The sequence below is a fragment of the Burkholderia sp. 9779_493 genome, assembly GCF_015712215.1.
Classification (GTDB): Bacteria; Pseudomonadota; Gammaproteobacteria; order Burkholderiales; family Burkholderiaceae; genus Burkholderia; species Burkholderia cenocepacia.
Genome location: NZ_JACCQA010000008.1, coordinates 223729 through 245241, shown reverse-complemented (window position 1 = coordinate 245241; position 21513 = coordinate 223729). Strand labels below are relative to the sequence as shown.

Annotated in this window: 20 protein-coding genes, 1 tRNA gene and 2 pseudogenes; 7 read left to right on the top strand and 16 right to left on the bottom strand. The window is 66.3% G+C overall.

Features of this window, described 5'->3' with window-relative positions:
* Positions 1-93: 93 nt before the first annotated feature.
* From H0X95_RS11140 to H0X95_RS11110, 7 genes and pseudogenes are all read right to left on the bottom strand, one after another.
* A pseudogene (locus tag H0X95_RS11140) lies at positions 94-1266 on the bottom strand (type I restriction-modification system subunit M); the annotation flags it as partial.
* A 732-nt stretch (positions 1267-1998) separates the two neighbouring features.
* Positions 1999-2499 (bottom strand): annotated as a pseudogene (locus H0X95_RS11135) (site-specific integrase); the annotation flags it as partial.
* A gap of 120 nt (positions 2500-2619) precedes the next feature.
* A tRNA-Ala gene (locus H0X95_RS11130) sits at positions 2620-2695 on the bottom strand.
* A 66-nt stretch (positions 2696-2761) separates the two neighbouring features.
* Positions 2762-3124: a c-type cytochrome gene (locus H0X95_RS11125; RefSeq protein WP_006497443.1), complete on the bottom strand. Its 363-nt coding sequence runs from the start codon at positions 3122-3124 to the stop codon at positions 2762-2764.
* Positions 3121-3921 (bottom strand): BON domain-containing protein, encoded by an 801-nt coding sequence (locus H0X95_RS11120; protein ID WP_006483342.1) that lies wholly within the window; start codon positions 3919-3921, stop codon positions 3121-3123. Before H0X95_RS11120 ends, H0X95_RS11125 begins: the two co-directional genes overlap by 4 nt.
* Before the next feature lie 17 nt (positions 3922-3938).
* Complete coding sequence (locus tag H0X95_RS11115) at positions 3939-4523, bottom strand: SIS domain-containing protein (RefSeq protein ID WP_006497445.1); 585 nt, start codon at positions 4521-4523, stop codon at positions 3939-3941.
* A 125-nt stretch (positions 4524-4648) separates the two neighbouring features.
* A complete protein-coding gene (locus tag H0X95_RS11110) occupies positions 4649-5077 on the bottom strand; it encodes a YraN family protein (RefSeq protein ID WP_012492275.1) in 429 nt (142 codons plus the stop codon).
* A 46-nt stretch (positions 5078-5123) separates the two neighbouring features.
* Here H0X95_RS11110 and rsmI point away from each other — a divergent pair, with 46 nt between their 5' ends.
* A complete protein-coding gene (rsmI, locus tag H0X95_RS11105) occupies positions 5124-6011 on the top strand; it encodes a 16S rRNA (cytidine(1402)-2'-O)-methyltransferase (RefSeq protein WP_006483673.1) in 888 nt (295 codons plus the stop codon).
* A gap of 78 nt (positions 6012-6089) precedes the next feature.
* On the opposite strand, the gene H0X95_RS11100 is transcribed toward rsmI, so the two are convergent.
* Positions 6090-6701, bottom strand: coding sequence for a septal ring lytic transglycosylase RlpA family protein (locus tag H0X95_RS11100; RefSeq protein ID WP_006483675.1), 612 nt, complete (start codon positions 6699-6701; stop codon positions 6090-6092).
* A gap of 655 nt (positions 6702-7356) precedes the next feature.
* Between H0X95_RS11100 and H0X95_RS11095 the strand changes: the two genes are divergently transcribed.
* From H0X95_RS11095 to H0X95_RS11085, 3 genes are all read left to right on the top strand, one after another.
* Positions 7357-8001, top strand: a complete 645-nt coding sequence (locus H0X95_RS11095; RefSeq protein ID WP_006483678.1) for an MBL fold metallo-hydrolase — start codon at positions 7357-7359, stop codon at positions 7999-8001.
* Positions 7998-8657 carry an exonuclease gene (locus H0X95_RS11090; protein ID WP_006483674.1) on the top strand — a complete coding sequence of 220 codons (660 nt, stop codon included), beginning with the start codon at positions 7998-8000 and terminating at the stop codon, positions 8655-8657. The genes H0X95_RS11095 and H0X95_RS11090 overlap by 4 nt, the downstream gene beginning before the upstream one ends.
* Before the next feature lie 79 nt (positions 8658-8736).
* Positions 8737-9213, top strand: a complete 477-nt coding sequence (locus tag H0X95_RS11085; RefSeq protein ID WP_196446046.1) for an Lrp/AsnC family transcriptional regulator — start codon at positions 8737-8739, stop codon at positions 9211-9213.
* Positions 9214-9257: 44 nt separating this feature from the next.
* On the opposite strand, the gene H0X95_RS11080 is transcribed toward H0X95_RS11085, so the two are convergent.
* The 3 genes from H0X95_RS11080 to H0X95_RS11070 all read right to left on the bottom strand — a co-directional run bounded on the left by H0X95_RS11080 (position 9258) and on the right by H0X95_RS11070 (position 11981).
* Complete coding sequence (locus H0X95_RS11080) at positions 9258-10415, bottom strand: cation diffusion facilitator family transporter (protein ID WP_059721080.1); 1158 nt, start codon at positions 10413-10415, stop codon at positions 9258-9260.
* 256 nt (positions 10416-10671) lie between these two features.
* Positions 10672-10965, bottom strand: coding sequence for an H-NS histone family protein (locus H0X95_RS11075; protein WP_006491875.1), 294 nt, complete (start codon positions 10963-10965; stop codon positions 10672-10674).
* A 356-nt stretch (positions 10966-11321) separates the two neighbouring features.
* Complete coding sequence (locus H0X95_RS11070) at positions 11322-11981, bottom strand: HugZ family pyridoxamine 5'-phosphate oxidase (protein ID WP_006485629.1); 660 nt, start codon at positions 11979-11981, stop codon at positions 11322-11324.
* Between the two features lie 232 nt (positions 11982-12213).
* On the opposite strand from H0X95_RS11070, the gene H0X95_RS11065 reads away from it, so the two are divergent.
* Positions 12214-13431, top strand: coding sequence for an MFS transporter (locus H0X95_RS11065; protein WP_012492273.1), 1218 nt, complete (start codon positions 12214-12216; stop codon positions 13429-13431).
* An 89-nt stretch (positions 13432-13520) separates the two neighbouring features.
* Here H0X95_RS11065 and H0X95_RS11060 read toward each other — a convergent pair whose 3' ends face one another.
* Both H0X95_RS11060 and H0X95_RS11055 read right to left on the bottom strand, forming a co-directional pair.
* Positions 13521-14663 (bottom strand): branched-chain amino acid ABC transporter substrate-binding protein, encoded by a 1143-nt coding sequence (locus tag H0X95_RS11060; protein WP_006491874.1) that lies wholly within the window; start codon positions 14661-14663, stop codon positions 13521-13523.
* A gap of 438 nt (positions 14664-15101) precedes the next feature.
* The gene (locus tag H0X95_RS11055; protein ID WP_059721081.1) at positions 15102-16184 is read right to left on the bottom strand and encodes an NAD(P)H-dependent flavin oxidoreductase; all 1083 of its coding nucleotides are present in this window, start codon (positions 16182-16184) and stop codon (positions 15102-15104) included.
* 224 nt (positions 16185-16408) lie between these two features.
* Between H0X95_RS11055 and H0X95_RS11050 the strand changes: the two genes are divergently transcribed.
* A complete protein-coding gene (locus H0X95_RS11050; protein ID WP_059721082.1) occupies positions 16409-17101 on the top strand; it encodes a dienelactone hydrolase family protein in 693 nt (230 codons plus the stop codon).
* An 80-nt stretch (positions 17102-17181) separates the two neighbouring features.
* Positions 17182-18660 carry an amidase gene (locus tag H0X95_RS11045; RefSeq protein WP_059721148.1) on the top strand — a complete coding sequence of 493 codons (1479 nt, stop codon included), beginning with the start codon at positions 17182-17184 and terminating at the stop codon, positions 18658-18660.
* Between the two features lie 102 nt (positions 18661-18762).
* Here the strand turns inward: H0X95_RS11045 and metF are convergent, their stop codons facing one another.
* The 3 genes from metF to ahcY form a co-directional block, all read right to left on the bottom strand.
* Complete coding sequence (gene metF / locus H0X95_RS11040) at positions 18763-19593, bottom strand: methylenetetrahydrofolate reductase [NAD(P)H] (RefSeq protein ID WP_058901980.1); 831 nt, start codon at positions 19591-19593, stop codon at positions 18763-18765.
* Positions 19594-19623: 30 nt separating this feature from the next.
* Positions 19624-19977, bottom strand: a complete 354-nt coding sequence (locus H0X95_RS11035) for a phage holin family protein (protein ID WP_006477367.1) — start codon at positions 19975-19977, stop codon at positions 19624-19626.
* 102 nt (positions 19978-20079) lie between these two features.
* Entirely contained in the window at positions 20080-21498 is a 1419-nt protein-coding gene (ahcY, locus tag H0X95_RS11030) for an adenosylhomocysteinase (RefSeq protein ID WP_006484031.1), read from the bottom strand.
* Between the last annotated feature and the right edge of the window lie 15 nt (positions 21499-21513).

The window sequence follows — 21513 nt, the reverse complement described above, 5'->3', positions numbered from 1 at the left end:
TGCCGAACTGCTCAAGCAACTCGGCCGGAATCGCCGGCAGAGCCGCCGGCTGGGCTTTCGGTTTGCGAGGCATAAATTCTCCTTGGGAGCATGTTATGCCTTAAACACAAAATTCCTGACAGGCCCCTCCGCGAGGAATTCATTGTGCCGCTCGGTGGCTATCCTGATTTTCTCATCCAGTGAAACCAGTTCGGCATGCACCGCCGCAAGCTCGATCTCCTCCTCAACCACCGCTGTGCTCACATAGCGCGAGATATTCAGATTGAAATCATTTTTCTTCTCGATCTCCTCCATGCTCACCCGCCGCGAGTAACGTGCCTCCTCCTTACGGAACCGGTAGGTGTCGATAATCTTGTCGATGTGCTCGGCTAGCAGCCGGTTCTGCCGCTTGCCCTTCTCGAAGTGTTCGGCCGCGTTGATGAACAGCACGTCGTTCGGCTTCTTACACTTCTTTAGCACCAGAATGCACACCGGAATACCGGTGGAGAAGAACAGGTTGGGCGGCAGCCCGATCACCGTGTCGATGTGGCCGTCCTTGAGCAGCTTGGTACGGATGCGCGCCTCTGCGCCGCCACGGAACAACACGCCGTGCGGCAGGATGATGCCCATCACGCCGTCCTCCTTCAAGAAGTGGACGCCGTGCAGCAAAAAGGCAAAGTCCGCGGCCGATTTCGGCGCCAGGCCGTGGTTCTTGAAACGCACGTCCTCACTCAGCGCTTCAGTCGGCTCCCAGCGATAGCTGAACGGCGGATTGGCGATCACGGCATCAAACTTCGGCATCTTGGCCGGGTTAGTCTCGCGCAGCATGTCCCACTCGTTGAGCAAAGTGTCGCCGTGGAAGATATCGAACTCGGAATCCTTCACCCCGTGCAGCAGCATGTTCATGCGCGCGAGGTTGTAGGTGGTGATGTTCTTCTCCTGCCCGTAAATCTTGCCGATACCGTGCGGCCCCATACGGTGGCGCACATTGAGCAACAACGACCCCGAGCCGCAGGCGAAGTCCAGCACACTGTCCATATGTTTGCGCTGGCCGGTGGCCGGCTCCTGCCCGTCCAGCGTAACGATGGCCGAGAGGATGCTAGAAATGGGCTGCGGCGTATAGAACTCACCGGCTTTCTTGCCGGAGCCGGCCGCAAACTGCCCGATCAGGTATCCTCCCTGTATCCACCCGCCCTGTCCGTCGCACAGGTAGCAGAGATCACCAGCGAGGCACCCCAGACCATCCGTAACCGGCTGAGCGCCGGCACATACCCTGTCCCGTCGTTCAAGGTCGGCCGGAAGCGCGCTTTCCGCCTGCTTGACGTTGCTGCGTTTATCGATCGGCAATGTGCTGATGACCCGTCCAACCCCGCCAATCGGCGCCCCCGCCGAGGCCGGCCGACGAAGGTCCAGCAGGTAGCGAAACTGCAAGCGCAGACGAGCGCTCCCCAATCCGCCCACTCGTCCGGGTTGGTAGGGGGTGCGCGATGAGCCTAAAGGTTCGAATCGACCCGTTGGCATGGCAAGCCGGATTTGACGCCGGCGAAGCGGGTCGTCCGATGACTCCGTGCCCACCGAATCTCGACCCGTTTTCGTACTTTTCTGGATGGATCGAGGGCGACGCCAAGAGGCAGGGATTCGAACGTAGCCTTGGAGGTGCGGCATGAAGAGCCTCCAGGTAGCCCACGATGCGCTGGAAGAGCGCCTTAGCAATGAGCCCGTTACCTACGGTCAAATCGCTTTAGTCCCGGCTCACGCAACGACGACGTCGCGGGAAGAGCGGCTTATCAAGTTCGGCCTATCAATTGAGTCGGAACCACCCAGTGGCGACGATATGGCCTTCACGCATGCCGTCTTTTGCCAAGTCGGTCTTCCGCGCGCCAAGGTATTGGGACGGGAGTTTGTGCGGCAATCCGGTTCTGTCTGGCTTAGCGTGCAGGCTGGGCTCCTCGATGAAGGCAACGGACCGGTGGTCCAGCCCCTTCCGTATGGAGCGATGCCGCGCCTCGCGCTCGCGTGGGTACGTGCATTGTTAGCCGGTGGCTTGCGCACCAGCTCGAGGGGATTGAGCAAACTTTCCATCCCCCATTCCTTCCTGGCGATGCTGAAGACATGGGAGAGAACTGCGAGGCGCCGCACCACACTGGCTGGCTTCAACGGAGGATTGGTCTGTTTCAACCAATCGTCCCTCAGTTTGGCAATGTCCGCGCTTCGCACCGAAGCCATTGGTCTGGACGCGATGACCGTGCTCTTCCAAATGCGCAGCAGAGACGCTTCCTGCACGTAGCCCTTCTTGGAGGCGGCGATTTCGCGATCGTATCGATCGAGCGCTTCCGCGAGCGTGGTCGATTCCGCTTCGGCCCGGCTGACGAAGACGCCGCGATCGATCTCCGACTCGATCAGTCGAGCCCAAGCCTCTGCTTCAGCTCGCGTGTTGAACGTCTTGATCTGTACCGGATAGCCCTTGCGGCGAACGCGGGCCTGCCACTGAAGATCGCCTCGACGGGTGATAGATGCCATTCACTGCTCCTCAAGTGTTGCGTCTAAGGCTTCGACAGCCCAAGTGGCGCAAAATTGGCGCAATAAATCGAATCTACCAAAGAAAAAGGGCCTAGCCATCGGCTAAGCCCTTGATTCTATTGGTGGAGCGGAGGAGGATCGAACTCCCGACCTTCGCATTGCGAACGCGACGCTCTCCCAGCTGAGCTACCGCCCCAACAGTCAATCATCATACACACGCATTTCCGCGCTTGGCAATAGGGGTTACGTCACCCCCGACGCGTTACTTTGACGGCGCGCCAGCCAGCACCCATTCGACCACCGACCGGACGTCGGCGTCGCTCATGCGCGGATGCGCGGGCATCGGAATCGCGCCCCACACACCGGAGCCGCCGTCCTTCACCTTCTTCGACAGCTTCGCGACGGCCTGCGGATCGGACTTGTAACGCGCGGCGATATCCTTGAACGACGGGCCGACGAGCTTGCGGTCCACCGCATGGCAGCCCATGCACGCGTTGCTGCGCGCAACCTTCAGGCCGTCGCCGACGTCCGCATGCGCGGCGCCCAGCGTGCCGGCCACGAGCGCCGCGGCCGCGGCGCCCTGCACCATCCGGCGTTTCATCGATTTGATCTGCATGCCCGTCATTGCGCCTTCGCCTTTGGATTGCCCGGATGCACGCTCGACGAATTCGAGATCGGCGCGGGCGGCTGCAGCGGCGTGGACTGCACCGACGCGTCGGGCACCGCGCCGACCGTCGCGTTGTCCGCCGGTGCGGCAGCCGCCTGCGCGCCGGAGGCGCCGCTCGCGGGCGACGCGTCCTGCAGCGCCTGCGCGTCCTGCGGCTTCACGTACTGGAACACCTTCACGACCTTCTCGACGCCCGGCACCTGGCTCGCGGCTTCCGCGCCGCGATTGCCTTCGTCCACCGTCACGAGGCCCATCAGGTAAAGATTGCCGCGTTCGCTGACGACCTTGTAGTAGTTCGCCGAGATGCCCTTCGTCGCAATCAGCTCCGACTTCACGCGGCCTTCGAGGTACGAGTCGTTCGCGCGCGACGACAGCGACGACGCCGGCTCGACCGACAGCTCGTTGACGATGCCGTTCACGTTGTTGATGCCGCGCACGATTTCCTCGGCGCGCTGCTTCGACGCATCGTTCGGCACTTCGCCCGTCAGCAGCACGCGGCGGTTGAACACCGTCACGTTCACGTGCGACTGGTCCGGCAGCCCGTTGTTGATCTGCGTGAGCGACTTGACCTGGATCTCGCGATCCTCCGTCTGCGCGCCGAGCGTGCGGCGATCGGTCGCGATCAGCGCGCCGCCGCCGGCCGCGGCCCCCACGACCCCGAGCACACAGCCCTGCAGCGACACGGCGAGGCCCGCCGTCAGCGCAGCAAGCAGCGTGGTTCTGACGAGCGTCTGTTTGACGCGGCTTTGATTCATCGACGGCTCTCCTTCGTTCAATCCTCACCCAGCAGCATCGCGTCGATGCCGTCGCACAGGCTGTGGATGGTCAGCAGATGGACTTCGTGGATGCGCGCCGCGCGAACGGCGGGCACGCTGATCGGAATATCGGTGTCGGACAGCGCGGCCGCGACCGTGTGGTCGTTGCCGCCCGTCAATGCGACGACGGTCATCTCGCGCTCGTGCGCCTCATCGATCGCCGCAAGCACGCGCGGCGATGCGCCGCCCGCATCGAGCACCAGCAGGATGTCGCCCGTCTGGCCCAGCACGCGCACCTGCTGCGCGAACAACTGCTCGGCGGCGGCCGCGCCGGCGAGGCCGGCCTGCGACGCGTCGGTGGCCAGCGCGATCGCGGGCAGGCCCGGACGCTCGCGCTCGAAACCGCCGACGAGCGACGCGGCGAGGTACTGCGCGGCGGCGGCCGACGGGCCGTCACCGCACGCGACGATCTTGTTGCCGTTCGCCAGCGCGGCGAACATCGCATCGACCGCGGCTGCGATCGGCAGCGACAGCGCGTCGGCCGCTTCGGCATGAAGCGCGGCGCTGTCGCGGAATTGTTGCTGAATACGTTCGACTGACATCGATTCCTGGTGAACTGGGCGCGTGGCACCACTCGCGCGACATCGTGGGTGCGGCGAGTTTACCGTACTCCGGCGCCCTCTCCGGGGGTCCGGCAAGAACTCTTTACATCTCGTCACAGCTCGCCCTACGCGTCGTCGGTACGAAATGCGTCGCGCAGCCACGCAAGCCGGCCGGCCTCGAACGCGACGACGTCGAAACGGCACGCGGCACCGGCGCCGTGCCGCGACCAGAACTGCAACGCGGCCGCGACCAGACGCCGCCGCTTGCGCCAGCCGACGCTCGCGGCCGCGCCGCCATGCCGGGTGCTGCGCCGCGCGCGCACCTCGACGAACACGAGCATGCCGTCGGGCTCGCGCATCACGAGATCGAGCTCGCCGCCGCGCATCGTCACGTTCGCGGCGACGAACCCCAGACCGTGACGCTCGAGAAACTGCCGCGCGCGCTGCTCGAACGCGGCGCCGACCGGTTTGGATCGCGCCGCGCCGGAAAAGTTGTCGCCCGAACGCGGCCGACCGCGCGCGCCCTCCGGCCGCGCCGGCGCCGCGTGGCACAATGCCGTCCTTGTTCCGCTCGTGCCGCGATTGCGTGCATTGCCTGCCATGACTGCCCTCCTCGAACTCGCGCATACGCAGCACTACCCGGACGCCACGCTCTACGTGGTCGCCACGCCGATCGGCAATACGGCCGACATCACGCTGCGCGCGCTGCACGTGCTCGGCCTCGCCGACCGCATCGCGGCCGAAGACACCCGCAACACGGGCCAGCTGCTCGCCCGCTACGGGATCTCGAAACCGCTCGTCGCCGTGCATGAGCACAACGAACGCGAAGCCGCGCAGCGCGTGATCGAGCTGCTGCGCGGCGGCGAACGCGTGGCCTACGTGTCGGACGCCGGCACGCCCGGCATCTCGGACCCCGGCGCGCGGCTCGTCGACGCCGTGCGCGCGGCCGGCTTCGCGGTGGTTCCGCTGCCTGGCGCGAGCGCGGCCGTGACCGCGCTCAGCGTGGCCGGCGACTGGGCCGGCGCGTTCACGTTCGCGGGCTTCCTGCCGCCGAAGGCGAAACAGCGCGCGAGCGCGCTGCAGGCGCTGGTGTCGCACCCGTACGCGCTGGTGTTCTACGAAGCGCCGCACCGGATCGCCGAAACCGTCGCCGCGCTCGCCGACGCGTTCGGCCCCGCGCGCCGGCTGCTGATCGCGCGCGAACTCACCAAGCTACACGAGCAGTTGTTCCAGGGCACCCTGGCCGAAGGACAGGGCTGGCTCGCCGGCGACGCGAACCGGCAGCGCGGCGAGTTCGTGCTGGTCGTCGAAGGTGCGCCGGCGGCAAGCGGCGAAGCCGACGACGCCGCGCACGACGCGCTGCTCAGGCTGCTGCTCGAAGAGGTGCCGGTAAAAAGCGCGGCAAAGCTCGCGGCCGCGTTGACGGGCGCATCGCGCAACGCGCTGTATGCGCGTGCGCTCGTGCTGAAGGAAGGCACGGAAGGCTGACGCGCACCGCCGCCGCGCGGAAACGACAAAGGGCTGCCGGAAGGCAGCCCTTTGTACATGAGCGGACGATTGGCCGCGTTACTTCGCCGAGATCGACGCGAACATTTCGTCGCGGGCCTCGCGTGCTTCCTGCGGCGACAACCCTTCGATCTTCACGCGGCCCGTGCCGGCGTGCACGAGCCCGATCACCTTGGCCGCCGCGTATGACAGGTCGAGCACGCGACCGCGCTTGAACGGCCCGCGATCGTTGACCTTCACGACGACCCACTTGCCGGTCGATGCGTTCGTCACCTTGATGTACGACGACAGCGGCAGCGTGCGGTGCGCGGCGGTAAACGCGTTCATGTTGAAGCGTTCGCCGTTCGCGGTGCGGCGGCCGTGGAAGTCCCGCCCGTACCACGATGCGCGACCGGTCTGGCGGAAATCGGATACATCCTTGCCGTCGATCGGCTCGGCGTCCGCCAGCGACGACTTCTTCGCGTCCTTGCTGTCGGCCGCCGGCATCGATGCCAGCGCGGAATCGAAACTGAGGGGCTGCTTGTCGTCGTCCGCCTTCGCGGCAGCGGCCGTCTTGTCGACCGCCTTCTTCTGGTTCACGCTGCCGGTGGTCTGGCTGGGTGGCACCGCACAGCCCGTCAGCGCAAAAAACAATGCAATGGTTCCGAATCGGCTCGGAAAACGTAAATTCATCGACGTGTCGCCTTCTGGTTCGGGCCGCATCGATACAACGCTGCTACACAACGCAGAGATGCGGCCCGGACGGCAAATGCGTGCACGCCCCGCTCGAAGGCGAGCAGGCGGCTAGCATGGGCGCGGCGTTCGTCTAGGCCGCAACCGTCCTGATTAGTTTTCACGTCTGGCGCAACCTGTCCCCAACAGCCTGACCAGACCCCACATGCCGCCATCGAACATGGCTTCACGTTCGCGCGCGTCGATACGACCAACGCACAGGAACGGCGGCACAGGCCTCATCCGGCGGCGCGGCAGCAGGGCCGCAGGCGGGCGCGCAGCACCCGGCCGGACAAGACGTGAGCACCGAATGCTCGGTGCTGGATACACCGCCGGACTCCCCGGCGGCCGATGCTTGACGGTGAATCGGACGCCTCATTTAACGGGGCCGAAACACCAGCGAATTGCGTGAAATTCACGCGCAATGGGGCGCATTATACATAAATCAAAACCTTGTCTCGAAAAGCACCCCCGACGCACCATTGATTCTCGCTATGGCTGTAACAATCGACATGCTCCGGGAATGCCCGCATCCGCGCGCCGCAGCACGCATCGCGCGCCCGGCAGCCCGCACGCGCGACCGGTACAATCGCTCCTTTTAGCCGCCGGTGCTCCCATGAAAGTCACGCTCATTCCGGTCACGCCGTTCCAGCAGAACTGCTCGCTGCTCGTCTGCGAGAAGACGGGCCGCGCGGCCGTCGTCGATCCGGGCGGCGATCTCGACCGGATCGAACAGGAAGTCGCGCGGCAGAACGTGCAGGTCGAGAAGGTGCTGCTCACGCACGGGCACATCGATCACTGCGCGGGCGCGAAGACGCTCGCGACGCACTACGGCGTGCCGATCGAAGGGCCGCAGGAAGAAGAGCGCTTCTGGATCGAGAAGCTGCCGATGCAGAGCGAGCGCTTCGGCTTCCCGGCCGCCGACAGCTTCGAGCCCGACCAGTGGCTGAACGACGGCGACACCGTGCGGTTCGGCGACGAGACGCTCGAGGTCTATCACTGCCCGGGCCACACGCCGGGCCACGTCGTGTTCTTCAGCCGCGCGCATCGCATCGCGATCGTCGGCGACGTGCTGTTCGCGGGCTCGATCGGCCGGACCGATTTCCCGCGCGGCAATCACGAGGACCTCGTCCGTTCGATCAAGGAAAAGCTGTGGCCGCTCGGCGACGACGTCACGTTCGTCCCCGGCCACGGCCCGGTGTCGACGTTCGGCGACGAGCGCCGCACGAATCCGTTCGTGTCCGACAAGGTATTCGGATGAACCAGACCGCCATCCCCGAAATTTACGTCAGCACCGACGTCGAGGCCGACGGCCCGATTCCCGGTCCGCATTCGATGCTGAGCTTCGCGTCGGCCGCCTATACCGAGGACAAGCAGCTGATCGCGACGTTCTCGGCGAACCTCGAGACGCTGCCCGGCGCGCACGCGCACCCGGTGCAGGAAGCGTGGTGGAAGACCGAGCCGGAAGCCTGGGCCGCGTGCCGGCGCGATCTGCAGACGCCCGAGGCGGCGCTGGTCGCCTACGTCGAATGGGTCGAGGCGCTGCCTGGCAAGCCGGTGTTCGTCGCGATGCCGGCCGGCTTCGATTTCACGTTCATGTTCTGGTACATGATGCGCTTCGCCGGGCGCTGCCCGTTCTCGTGGTCGGCGCTCGACATCAAGACGCTCGCGTTCGCGATGACCGGCCTGCCGTACCGCAAGGCGATCAAGCCGCGCTTTCCGAAGCACTGGTTCGACGATCATCCGCACACGCACGTCGCGCTCGACGATGCGATCGAGCAAGGCGCGCTGTTCTGCAACATGCTCGCCGACCTGCGCCGGCAGCAGGCCGCGCTGGCGGGCCTGGCCGTATCGGATACCGATCGGTCGGAAAGCGCGGGGGCGGGACAAAATCCCACGGATCCGCGGGCAAATTAGCGAATCTCGCTCAACAGCGCGTCGCCAGATTGCCTTTCCTTTCCCGGCCCTCTAACATTCAGCGTGTTGTAGCTGCCGCATGGAGGCGCAGGTGACGCTCGATTCCGATTCCTTTTCGCAAAAAATCCTTCGCCTGTTGCAGCTCGACGCGCGCCGTTCCGTTCAGGAAATCTCCGACCAGGTCGGCCTGTCGAGCACGCCGTGCTGGCGCCGCATCAAGGACATGGAACAGTCGGGCGTGATCCAGCGCTACACGGCGCTGCTCGATCGCGAGAAGCTCGGCCTGCACGTCTGCGCGCTCGCGCACGTGCACCTGACGCGCCACAACGAAGGCGGCGTCGAGCAGTTCGAGCGCGAGATCGCGACCTGCCCGGAAGTCACCGAATGCTACAGCACGACCGGCGAAGCCGATTACATCCTCAAGATCGTCGCGCCGGACATCAAGGCCTACGACGTGTTCCTGCACGAGCGCATCTTCAAGATCCCGGCCGTGTCGCAGGTGCGCACGAGCGTCGTGCTGCGCGAAATCAAGTTCGACACGCAACTGCCGCTGTAACGCGCCGGCCCGCCCCCGCGGCGGGCCGCGTTCACGGTTGCCGGTCACGTCCGCGCGGGCAACGTGCGCGTGAAGCCGATCCGGCGCGCGCCGAATTCGCGCTTCAGCGTCTCGATGTCGAGCCGGCCGGCCAGCGCCGCATCGGTGTCGCGCGGATCGCTGTCGAGCGTCACGTCGACCTCGAGCCCCGTACTCAGGTAATGCAGGTTGATCGCCGCCGCGCGCAGGCCGCGCTGCGCGAGCGCGGCCTCGAGCCGCGCCGCGAGCTCGCCGCGCGGCGGCAGCGCGAGCGCCGGACGGCGCGCCGCATCGTTCTCCGGGTCGACGTGGATCAGCGCATCGAGCACGCGCGGGTCGGACAGCACGCGCGCCCGCGCGGTCTCGGCGATGTAGTGCCCTTCGGAGACGGAGATCTTCGGATCGACGAGGATGTGCGCATCGACGAGCGCGGCATCACCCATCTTGCGCGTGCGCAGGTCGTGCACGTCGCGCACGCCGGGCGTCGCGACGAGCAGCGCGCGGATCTCGGCCGTGTCGGCCGTATCGAGCGCGCGGTCGGAGAGGTCCTGCAACGCGTCATAGCCGAACGTCCAGCCCATGCGCGCGACCATGAAGCCGACGATCGCGGCCGCGATCGGGTCGAGCAACCGCACGCCGGCCAGGCTGCCGACGATGCCGATCGCGACGACGAGCGACGACGCGGCATCCGAACGTGCATGCCACGCGTTGGCGACGAGCATCGCCGAGCGTACGCGCCGCGCTTCGCGCAGCATGTAGCGAAACAGCGCTTCCTTCGACACGAGCACCGTCAGCGCAACGATCAGCGCGGAAAAATGCACGGCCGGAATGTTTTCGAGATTAACGAGGCGATCGCCGGCACGCCAGAGCATGCCGATACCGACTGCAATCAGGATCGCGCCGAGAAACAGCGACGCGACCGTCTCGTAGCGGCTATGGCCGTAATTGTGGTCGGCATCCGGCGAGGCGCCGCTATGCCGATTCGCAACCAGCACGACAAAATCCGAGATCAAATCGGAAATCGAATGCACACCGTCAGCAATCAATGCCTGCGAATGCGCAATCACGCCGACGACGATCTGAAATGTCGCAAGCACGACATTCAGGACAATACTGACGAGCGTGCTCTTGCGCGCAACTGCGTGCTTATCTGCGCTCTGCGCGTCGCCGGAAAACGTAGACATGAAATATGAGATATCGGTGTGCGCATCGGTGTGCGATACGCAATTCTATCAAAAGCGCCCCGCAAGCCCTTCCAATACCCACAAATTTCTCATTTAAATCAACCGCTTATACGAACGTGTCGCATTTTCATTCACACGACGTTTCTTACATTTTTATGACGGCGCCGAGCGGGCCGCCGGCGCTCGGAAAACAAAAAAGCCGCGCTCCTCGACGGACACGCGGCTCTTTTGAAGAGCGGGCAACCTAAACGAACGTTTAAATCGCAAACTGTTCGCGGTTCTTGCCGGCGATCCAGCGCGGCGGCTTGCCACGGCCCGACCACGTCGCGCCCGTTTCCGGATCGCGGTATTTTGCCGCCACGCCTGCGCGCGGACGACCGACCTTGCCGGCCTTCGCGCGGCTGAGACCGAGTTCGGCGAGCGAAAAGCCGTAGTCGGCAATTTTCTGCTTCACGTCATTCAGCACTTCAGCGTATTCACGCGACTTCGCTTCTTCGATTTGCTTCTCCAGCTTCTCCCGCTGGGCCAGCAGGTCCTTGTAAGAAGACATAGTTTCCCTTTCTATCTGACCAATGGCGCCGGTCTGCAGCCAGCTCACCATTCATGAAATATATGTGCCTCGGATTTTCGAAGGCAGAGATTAGCACAAAAAAGATTTGATAGAAGCGAGATTCATGAAAATACCGAGACCCATTGTAATTCACACATGTCATTTTGACCGGCCGCGGCCTTTTCTCAAATTTTTACGCTCCTACACAGAGATTAGGACATTAGCGATTGACTATTAGGTCTATCAACATACGCAATTACCCTGCATTCGAAAAAATCAAAGCTTTCGTCGGACGACAGTTTTGCGAAAACCACATGACGCGGTTTGCTAAACGGACTCATCACTGACCCGCGACGTCACGTCACATCCTGTGCGCAGGCGATCAGCCGGTCGCGCAGCGCGCCGATGTCGGCCGACGGCGCGTCGAACGGCGTGCGCACCCGGCGGCCGTCGCATCGCCAGTCCGCGCCATGGCGATCGACGCCGAGCAGGTCGAGCCCGTCGCGGCGTGCGTCGCCCGCCTCGTACGCGTGCCACAGCGCCTGCTCGTCGTCGAACGCGAGCGGCGGCAGCGCATCGAGCTGCGTGCCGTCGACCCAGCCCATTCGCCCGAACCCGCCGATGTAGCGCAGCCGCTCGATCTCGAGCGCCCAGAACGCGAAATCGCCGAGCGCGAGATAGCGTGCGGCGTCCGGTTCGTAGCGCAGGTAGCGCGCGGTGACGTGCGGATCGTCGCCGAGCGGCACGAACCGGCCCAACAGCGTCGCGCGCTCGGCGTTCAGGACGTCGCCGTCGCCGGCATCGACGACGAGGAAACCCGCACGCGGATCGGCGACGAGATTGCGCGTGTGCTCGGCCAGGCCGCTCACCAGGATCACGGGCCGATGGCTCGCATCGGGTGCAAACGGCACGACGGTCGGATACGGAAAGCCCTGCGGTTCGCGCGCATGGGTGGCGAGCGTGCCGAGCGCGCAGCGGTGCAGCAGATGCAGGGCGAAGGCGGGATCGATGTTCAAGGGGACTCCTGCGGTCGAAGGGGCGCATCGGTTTCGATGTTACCCGCGCACGCCGCGTGCCGCGCATCGGCCGAACGGCCAGTCCGTCACCGGGGCGCCACCGCGAGACGACCCGCTCTCCAGCGCATCGGCCGAACGGCCATCGCCCGGCAGGATCGTAAGCGGTTCGATAGAATCGGACAGGTCCGACGGGCGCCACGTGCGCCCGCGCATTTTCCTGACGAGCCTTCCCGTGTCCGAATCCTCCTCCCCCGAATCGTCGTCCCCGTTCGCCGCGCCGCCCGACGCGCACCGCGTGCTGTCGCTGCCGGCCCGCCAGCGTGCGCGCACGGCGTCGATGGCGCTGTTCTTCGTCGCCGGCATGATGTACGCGTCGTGGGGCGTGCACGTGCCGACCGTGCGCGACAAGTTCGCGCTGAGCCCCGGGCTGCTGTCGATCGCGCTGTTCGCGGTCGCCGGCGGGTCGATCGCCGCGATGCTGACCATCGCGCGCTGGATCGCGCGCGTCGGGTCGCGCACCGCGTGTCTGGCCGGCGGGCTCGTGATGTCGGCGTGCGCGGCGCTGATCCTCGTCGTGCCCGACTACTGGATGCTGCTCGCGGTGCTCGCGCTGTTCGGCTTCTCGATGGCGACACTCGACGTCGCGATGAATGCCGAGGCCAGCGCGGTCGAAATCGCGCTCGGCAAGCCGATCATGTCGTCGCTGCACGGGATGTTCAGCATCGGCGGGATGGCCGGCGCAGCGGCCGGCGGCGCGCTGCTGTCGGCCGGCATGGCGCCGGTCGCGCATCTCGCGCTCGCGGCGGCGGTAAGCGCCGCGGTGCTCGTGGCCGCGAGCCCGGCCGTGCTGCCGCACGTGCCGCACCACGAACAGGCGCACGGCGGCGGCAACCGCTGGCGCTCGCCCGCATTGTGGATGCTCGGCGGCATCGCACTGATCGCGCTGATCGCCGAAGGCGCGATGTACGACTGGGCGACGGTCTACATGCGCGACGTCGTCGCGGCGAGCCCGGCGCTCGCGAGCGCCGCGTACGCGGCGTTCTCGGGCGGGATGGCCCTCGCGCGCTTCGCGGGCGACGCCGTGCGCGCCCGCTTCGGCGCGCCGCAGCTCGTGTTCGCGAGCGCGTCGCTCGCGTGCGCGGGGATGATCGGCGCGCTGCTGCTGCCGTATCCGGCCGCGGTGCTGACCGGCTTCACGCTGATGGGTCTCGGGCTGGCCAACATGATGCCCGTGCTGTTCGCGGCCGCCGCGCGCGTGAAAGGCATCCACGCGGCCGAAGGGCTCGCGCACGTGGCCGGGCTCGCGTATTTCGGACTGCTGTTCGGTCCGGTCGTGATCGGCGCGGTCGCGCAGGCCGCGAACCTGACGATCGGCCTGTCGGTCGTCGCGCTATGCGCGGCGCTCGTTGCGCTCGTCGCGCCGAAGGTGCTGTCGCACCTGAAGATCTGACTGCACGGCGGCGCACGCCGGCCCAAAAAGAAAACGCGCATGCGTTGCCGCATGCGCGCTTTCCCCCCTTCTGTTGACCGCTTGTCGCGTTACATCTTCACTTCGTCGAGCAGCGACTTCTTGCCGCTCTTGTAGTTGTACAGCGAGATCACGCCGTGCTGCAGGTCGCCCTTCGAGTCGAAGGTCGTCGTGCCGATCACGCCCGTGTACTTCGTCGCCGGCATCGCCGCGAGGATCTTCGCCGGGTCCGTCGAGTTCGCGCGCTTCATCGCGTCGGCGATGATGTACACGGCGTCATACGTGAACGGTGCGTAGATCTGGATCGGCTGGCCGAAACGCTTCTCGTACTTCGCCTTGAACGCCGCGCCGCCCGGCATCTTCTCGAGCGAAGCACCGGCTTCCGAGCACACGATGTTGTCGGTCGCGTCGCCGGCCAGGTCGGCCAGCTTTTCCGTGCACACGCCGTCGCCCGCGAAAATCTTCGCGCGCAGGCCGAGCTGCTTCGCCTGTTTCGCGAACGGGCCGCCGGTGGCGTCCATGCCGCCGTACATGATCGCGTCCGGGTTCTCGCCCTTGATCTTGGTCAGAATCGCGCGGAAGTCGACTGCCTTGTCGTTCGTCGCGTCATGCGACATCACCTTCAGGCCGAGCGCCTTCGCCTTCTTCTCGAATTCGTTCGCGAGACCCTGGCCGTACGCGGTCGAATCGTCGACCACCGCCACGCTCTTGATGCCCTTCGAGTGCGCGTAGTCGGCCAGTGCCGGGCCCTGCTGCGCATCGGTCGCGACCACGCGATACGTGGTCTTGAAGCCCTGCTGCGTGTAAGCCGGGTTGGTCGCCGACGGCGAGATCTGCACGACGCCCGCATCGCTGTAGATCTTCGAGGCCGGGATCGACGTGCCCGAGTTCAGGTGGCCGACCACCGCGACGACCTTGTCGTCGACAAGCTTCTGCGCAACCTGCGTCGCCTGCCGCGGGTCGGCGGCGTCATCCTGCGGGTCCAGTTGCAGCGTGATCTTCTGGCCGCCGATCGTGAGACCCTTCGCGTTGATCTCCTCGACTGCGAGACGTGCGCCGTTTTCGTTGTCCTTGCCCAGGTGTGCAATGCCGCCCGTCAAGGGCGCGACGTGGCCGATCTTGACGACTTGATCGGCGGACGCGTTGCTTGCAGCTGCAGCACACAGCATCGCCGCGGCGGTGATCGGCAACAGCTTTTGCATCTTGATATTCATGTAAGTCTCCAGTTCGGTCCCAATAAACGCCATCGCCCGGTGCCCCGCTGCCATCCCCGTGTTTGCAATCACTGGACGATTCGCCGGTTGCATCGTTCATGCACTTGGCCTCAAGCACGTGAAAACAGCCGCTTTTAGCGGCCACCCGCCCGTACTTGCGCGCAAGTGTAGGTGATCAAATTAATTTGTGGGACTTTTTTGGGGTAGTGGTAACACTACCGATACGCGCGCTTTGGAAGGAGGACTCGAATATCGCCGCAAGCCCCGCCGGATAAGGGTTTCCGCTAATTCCCGGCGATCTTTTGAAAGGTCGTTTCAACGCATTCCCGGGGTATTTCGATTCGGTATTTTGTGCCCGGGATCGTTGAATGAAACGCGTGTGACGGCACACGCGTTTCGTCGTCCGACATGAACGATTTCTGGCGGCCGATGCGGGGTTCAGGCGGCCGAGGCGCGCCATTCGGCGTCGAGCGCGGCAACCAGTTGCGACGTCGTCAGCGCGTCGCCGCGCCGCCGCGCGAGGGGTGCGCCCTGCCCGGCCCACAGCGACAGATAGTCGCCGTCGTTCGCGCGCGCGGCGGCCTGGCGCAGCGGCTGGGTCAGCGCGTTCTGCACCGGATACGGTGCCGCGTCGACCACGTGCTCGCCGAGCCGCGCCATCAGCGTGTTGCGCAGCCCGCGTGCGTGACGGCCGGTGATCGCGCGCGTGACCTGCGTCGACGTATCGGCGCTCGCGAGCAGACGCGCCTTCCAGTCCGCGGCGATCGCGCTTTCCGCGCACGTGAGGAACGCGGTGCCGAGCTGCGCGGCCTGCGCGCCGAGCGCGAGCGCGGCCGCGATCCCGCGGCCGTCCATGATGCCGCCCGCGGCCAGCACGGGCAGCCCCGTCGCGTCGACGAGTTGCGGGACGAGCGCGAGCGTGCCGATCAGCGCGTCGTCGGCGGAGCCGATGAAGGTGCCGCGATGGCCGCCGGCCTCGGCGCCCTGCGCGGACAGCGCGTCGGCACCGGCCGCCTGCCACGCGAGCCCTTCGGCCACGTGCGTCGCGGTGCCGATCACATAAGTGCCGGCGGCTTTCAGGCGGGCGACGTCGGCCGCGTCGAGCACGCCGAACGTGAAGCTCGCGACCGGCACGCGCAGCGCAACGAGCGCATCGAGCTGCGCGCGGAAATCGGGCGCATAGCGCGCGGGCGCCGTGCCCGGCGGCAAGCCGAGCGTCGCGTTCAGCGGGTCGATCGCGGCCAGCGCACGCGCGACGGTCGCCGCATCGGGCGCGGCTTCATCGGGCAACACGAACAGGTTGATCGCGAACGGGCGATCGGTCGCCGCGCGGATCGCGGCGACTTCGGCCTCGATGCGCTCGGGCGCGAGCGCGCCGGCGCCGAGGCTGCCGAGCGCACCGGCATTCGACGCGGCGGCGACCATCGCGGTCGTGGTCGCGCCGACCATCGGCGCCTGCACGAGCGGCAGACGCAGGCCGAAGCGTTCGGAAAAGGGGGTGGACAACGAGCGGGCAGACATGGCGAATCCTTCGATGACGATGCGCGAAAGCGCTTTGTAAAGGCCGACACATCGACTCTATCGAAGCGGCGCGGCGCCGAAAAATGAATAATCGAGATCGAAACGATCGCTGCGCGAGAAACGGGCGCGTGCACTGCAGCATCGAACGATTGGTGGCACACTAGGCCGCCCTCTTTCACCCTGGGGGCGCGCATTGCGCACCCCGCACGCCAGGAGTTCAGAACGTGACTGCCCAATGGATCGACATCCCGACCGGTAACGACAGCTTCGGCGGCTATCTCGCGCTGCCCAAGCACGGCAAGGGCCCTGCCGTCATCATCATCCAGGAGATTTTCGGCGTGAACGCGCACATCCGTGCAGTCGCCGACCAGTACGCGGCCGACGGCTTCGTCGCGCTCGCGCCCGACGTGTTCTGGCGCACGCAGCCGCGCGTCGAGCTGACCTACGAAGGCGCGGATCGCGACAAGGGCATCGAGCTGATGAAAAAGACCGACGTGGGTCTCGCGGTCGCGGACATCGGCGCGGCGGCCGACGCGTTGCGCGCCCGCCCCGAAGTGGACGGCAAGCTCGCCGCGATCGGCTACTGCTTCGGCGGCCAGCTCGCATACCGCGCGGCCGCAACCGGCAAGCTCGATGCGGCGGTGTCCTATTACGGCGGCGGCATCCAGAACGCGCTCGACCTCGCCGGCCAGGTCACGCAGCCGATCCTGTTCCACTACGCGGAAAACGACCACGGCATTCCGCTCACCGCGGTCGACCAGGTGAAGGCCGCGTTCGCCGGCCACGGCCATGCGTCGTTCCACGTGTACCCGGGCGCCGAGCACGGCTTCAACTGCACGGACCGCGCGTCGTACAACCAGCGTGCCGCGGCGCTCGCGCACGGCCGCACGCTGACGTTCCTCGCCGAGCACCTCTAAAAACGCCGGCCGCGGGCCCGCCACGCCGGGCCCGCGTTATGCTCGCACCATCGCCATGAGTCACAACGGGGGTGACCGCGATGCACTCGGACTATCTCGCGCATGACGCCATCGGACTCGCCGCGCTCGTGCGCGACCGCCAGACCAGCCCGCGCGAACTGCTCGACGCCGCGATCGGCCAGGCCGAAGCGGTCAACGGCGCGATCAACGCGATCGTGCTGCAGGACTACGAAGCCGCGCGCCAGCGTGCGGCGAGCGCGACCGAACCGGGCGCCGCCACGCCGTTCGCGGGCGTGCCGTATCTCGTCAAGGATCTCGGCGCGGCGGTCGCCGGCTTGCCGCTGTCGATGGGCAGCCGGCACTACCGCTACTTCGTGCCGGCCGACGATTCGCCGGTGATCGCGCGCAGCCGCGCGGCGGGTCTGAACGTGTTCGGCAAGACCAACACATCCGAGATCGGCCAGATGCCGTATACGGAACCCGAACTGTTCGGCGCGTGCCGCAACCCGTGGAATCTCGACCACACGCCCGGCGGCTCGAGCGGCGGCGCGGCGGCGGCCGTCGCGGCCGGCATCGTGCCGCTCGCGCATGCGTCCGACGGCGGCGGCTCGATCCGCATTCCGGCGTCGTGCTGCGGGCTGTTCGGCCTGAAGCCGAGCCGCAACCCGGTGCTGGTCGACCTGCCGTCGAACGGCGAACTCGTGGTCCAGCATGCGGTGTCGCGCAGCGTGCGCGACAGCGCGCTGCTGCTCGACGTGACGACCGGCCAGACGCTGCCGCCCGGCGCGCCCGGCACCTTCCTCGGCGCGCTCGATACGCCGCCCGGCCCGTTGCGGATCGGCCTCGTCATCGATCCGATGCTCGCGCCGGCGCTCGCCGACGACACGCGCGCGGCGCTCGACGACGCGGCCGCGCTGCTCGAATCGCTCGGCCATCACGTCGAGCCGACGACGCTGCAGATCGACTATGCGCGCGCGGCCGAAACCTTCCTGACGCTGTGGGCGACGATCGCCGAAGAAATGGTGCTCGGCGCGCGCGAGCTGACCGGGCGCACGCCGCGGCGCGGCGAATTCGAGGCCGCGACGTGGGCGATGGCCGTGGTCGGCCGCCGCCTCGCGCGCACGCGCCTGCCGGACGTACTCGAATGGCAGCGCCAGCTCACCGTGCAGGTCGCCGGTCTCGTGTCGCGCTACGACGCGATCCTGTGCGCCTCGCTCGCGGGGCCGCCGGTGAAGATCGGCGAACTGCAGCCGACGCCGTTCGAATCCGCGCAGATGAAGCTGGTCGCCGCGTTGCCGGTGAAGCCGCTGCTGAAGGAAATGCTCGCGAGGTCGTCGGAGAAGGCGTTCGCGTGGGCCGGCTGCACCGAGCTGTTCAACCTGACCGGCCAGCCGGCGATGTCGGTGCCGCTGTACTGGAATGCGCGCGGGCTGCCGATCGGCGTGCAGTTCGCCGCGCGCCACGCGGACGAAGCGTTGCTGCTGAAGCTCGCGCGGCAGCTCGAACAGGCGCGGCCGTGGTTCGACCGCCGCCCGCCGCTGATGCAGGCGCAGCGCTGATTCGGCGGCTTCCGCCACGCGGCATGCGCGGCGCTTCACGATAAAAAAGCCCCGCCGGCGCAAACCGGCGGGGCTTTCACACAGGCAACCGCGTGACGGCGCTTACACCGCGAGCCGTTCGCAGATCGTCCGCGTGGCGATCGCCGCGTTCAGCGTGTAGAAATGCAGCCCCGGCACGCCCGCGTCGATCAGGCGCTGGCACAGGCTCGTGACGACGTCCGCGCCGAACGCGCGGATCGACTCGCGATCGTCGCCGAAGCTCTCGAGCCGGCGCGCGACCCAGCGCGGCACTTCGGCGCCGCACATCTCGGAGAAGCGCATCAGCTGCGAGAAATTCGTGATCGGCATGATGCCCGGCACGATCGGCACGTCCACCCCGAGCTTGCGCGCATCGTCGACGAAGCGGAAATACGCATCCGCATTGAAGAAGTACTGCGTGATCGCGGAATTCGCGCCGGCTTTCACCTTGCGCGCGAAATTCTCGAGATCGGCCTTCGGCGAGCGCGATTGCGGGTGGTACTCCGGGTAGCCGGCGACCTCGATGTGGAACCAGTCGCCATGCTCGGCGCGGATGAAGCTGACGAGCTCGGACGCATAGCGCAGTTCGCCAACCTCGCCCATCCCCGACGGCAGGTCGCCGCGCAGCGCGACGATGTGCCGGATGCCGTGCGAGCGGTACTGGTCGAGGATCGCGCGCAGGCTGTCGCGCGACGAGCCGATGCACGACAGGTGCGGCGCGGCTTCGAGGCCGTCCTTCTGCATGTCGAGCACGGTATCGAGCGTGCCCTGCTGCGTCGATCCACCGGCGCCGAACGTCACGGAGACGAATTTCGGCTTCAGCGGCAGCAGCTGCGCGCGCGTGGCGCGCAGCTTCTCGACGCCGTCCGCCGTCTTCGGCGGGAAGAATTCAAACGAGAGTTCGATCGGTTTCATGATTCGATGGGGTTGGGCCTGCGCCCGCCCTCAGCCGATGTCGCGCTGGCCGAAGATCAGGGCGGACAGCAGCCACGACACGATGCTGTACAGGATCGAACCGAAGAACGCGGACCAGAACCCCGACACCTCGAAGCCCTTCAGCAGCGACGACGCGAACCAGAAGCACAGCGCGTTCACGACGAGGATGAACACCCCGAGCGTGACGATCGTGACGGGCAGCGTCAGCAGGATCAGCACCGGCCGGATCACCGTGTTGATCAGCCCGAGCACCACCGCGATGATCAGCGCGGTGCCGAAGCTCTTGATGTGGATCGACGGCACGAGGTACGTGATGATCAGCAGCGCCAGCGCGTTGATGACCCAGGTGAGGATGACGCTCATGGAGTGCTCCGGTTCGGTTGTCGATCGGTACGATCGGTGAGCGCCGCCGCGCCGTGCGCCCGCGACGGGCGCGCACGGCACGGCGGCGGCCGCGCATCAGTATCAGTAGCGGTAGTGGTTCGGCTTGAACGGGCCGTCCTTCTGCACGCCGATGTACGCAGCCTGCTCGTCCGACAGCACCGACAGGTTCGCGCCGATGCGCGCGAGGTGCAGGCGCGCGACCTTTTCATCGAGATGCTTCGGCAGCACGTACACCTTGTTCTCGTACTGTTCGCCGCGCGTGAACAGCTCGATCTGCGCGAGCGTCTGGTTCGCGAACGAGTTCGACATCACGAACGACGGGTGGCCGGTCGCGCAGCCGAGGTTCACGAGGCGGCCTTCGGCCAGCAGGATCACGCGCTTGCCGTCCGGGAAGATGATGTGGTCGACCTGCGGCTTGATGTTTTCCCACTGGTACTGGCGCGTCGACGCGACATCGATTTCCGAGTCGAAGTGACCGATGTTGCAGACGATCGCGTTGTGGCGCATCGCCTTCATGTGATCGTGGTTGATCACGTGATAGTTGCCGGTCGCCGTCACGAAGATGTCGGCCTTGTCCGCCGCGTATTCCATCGTCACGACGCGGTAGCCTTCCATCGCCGCCTGCAGCGCGCAGATCGGATCGATTTCGGTGACCCACACGGTCGCGCCGAGGCCGCGCAGCGACTGCGCGCAGCCCTTGCCCACGTCGCCGTAGCCCGCGACGACCGCGACCTTGCCCGCGATCATCACGTCGGTCGCGCGCTTGATGCCGTCGACGAGCGACTCGCGGCAGCCGTACAGGTTGTCGAACTTCGACTTCGTGACCGAATCGTTCACGTTGAACGCCGGGAACGGCAGGCGGCCGTCCTTTTCCATCTGGTACAGGCGGTGCACGCCGGTCGTGGTTTCTTCGGTCACGCCCTTGATGTGCGCGAGGCGCTTCGAGTACCAGGTCGCGTCGACGTCGAGGTGCTTCGCGATCGACTTGTACAGCGCGACTTCTTCCTCGTTGGTCGGCTTCGCGATCACCGAACGGTCCTTCTCGGCCTTCGAGCCGAGGATCAGCAGCAGCGTTGCATCGCCGCCGTCGTCGAGGATCATGTTCGCGAATTCGCCGTTCGGCCATTCGAAGATGCGGTGCGAGAACTCCCAGTATTCGTCGAGCGATTCGCCCTTGAACGCGAACACCGGCGTGCCGGCTTCGACGATCGCGGCCGCCGCGTGATCCTGGGTCGAGAAGATGTTGCACGATGCCCAGCGCACGTCCGCGCCGAGCGCCTTCAGCGTCTCGATCAGCACGCCCGTCTGGATCGTCATGTGCAGCGAACCGGCAATGCGCGCGCCCTTCAGCGGCTGCTGCGCCTTGTATTCGTCGCGGATCTGCACGAGGCCCGGCATTTCGGTCTCGGCGATGTTGAGTTCCTTGCGGCCCCAGCCGGCCAGCGCCATGTCGGCGACGACGTAATCGGTGGATGCCTTGGAATCGATAATGGCGTTCATCACGCCCTCCTTTCT

Excerpts from the sequence above, each read along its gene's own strand:
- H0X95_RS11125 (WP_006497443.1), bottom strand. The coding sequence starts at position 3,124 with ATGACGGGCATGCAGATCAAATCGATGAAACGCCGGATGGTGCAGGGC.
- metF (WP_058901980.1), bottom strand. The coding sequence starts at position 19,593 with ATGAAACCGATCGAACTCTCGTTTGAATTCTTCCCGCCGAAGACGGCG.
- H0X95_RS11080 (WP_059721080.1), bottom strand. The coding sequence starts at position 10,415 with ATGTCTACGTTTTCCGGCGACGCGCAGAGCGCAGATAAGCACGCAGTT.
- H0X95_RS11115 (WP_006497445.1), bottom strand. The coding sequence starts at position 4,523 with ATGTCAGTCGAACGTATTCAGCAACAATTCCGCGACAGCGCCGCGCTT.
- rsmI (WP_006483673.1), top strand. The coding sequence starts at position 5,124 with ATGACTGCCCTCCTCGAACTCGCGCATACGCAGCACTACCCGGACGCC.
- H0X95_RS11035 (WP_006477367.1), bottom strand. The coding sequence starts at position 19,977 with ATGAGCGTCATCCTCACCTGGGTCATCAACGCGCTGGCGCTGCTGATC.
- H0X95_RS11075 (WP_006491875.1), bottom strand. The coding sequence starts at position 10,965 with ATGTCTTCTTACAAGGACCTGCTGGCCCAGCGGGAGAAGCTGGAGAAG.
- H0X95_RS11085 (WP_196446046.1), top strand. The coding sequence starts at position 8,737 with ATGGAGGCGCAGGTGACGCTCGATTCCGATTCCTTTTCGCAAAAAATC.
- H0X95_RS11045 (WP_059721148.1), top strand. The coding sequence starts at position 17,182 with ATGCACTCGGACTATCTCGCGCATGACGCCATCGGACTCGCCGCGCTC.
- H0X95_RS11060 (WP_006491874.1), bottom strand. The coding sequence starts at position 14,663 with ATGAATATCAAGATGCAAAAGCTGTTGCCGATCACCGCCGCGGCGATG.
- H0X95_RS11100 (WP_006483675.1), bottom strand. The coding sequence starts at position 6,701 with ATGAATTTACGTTTTCCGAGCCGATTCGGAACCATTGCATTGTTTTTT.
- ahcY (WP_006484031.1), bottom strand. The coding sequence starts at position 21,498 with ATGAACGCCATTATCGATTCCAAGGCATCCACCGATTACGTCGTCGCC.
- H0X95_RS11095 (WP_006483678.1), top strand. The coding sequence starts at position 7,357 with ATGAAAGTCACGCTCATTCCGGTCACGCCGTTCCAGCAGAACTGCTCG.
- H0X95_RS11055 (WP_059721081.1), bottom strand. The coding sequence starts at position 16,184 with ATGTCTGCCCGCTCGTTGTCCACCCCCTTTTCCGAACGCTTCGGCCTG.
- H0X95_RS11120 (WP_006483342.1), bottom strand. The coding sequence starts at position 3,921 with ATGAATCAAAGCCGCGTCAAACAGACGCTCGTCAGAACCACGCTGCTT.
- H0X95_RS11090 (WP_006483674.1), top strand. The coding sequence starts at position 7,998 with ATGAACCAGACCGCCATCCCCGAAATTTACGTCAGCACCGACGTCGAG.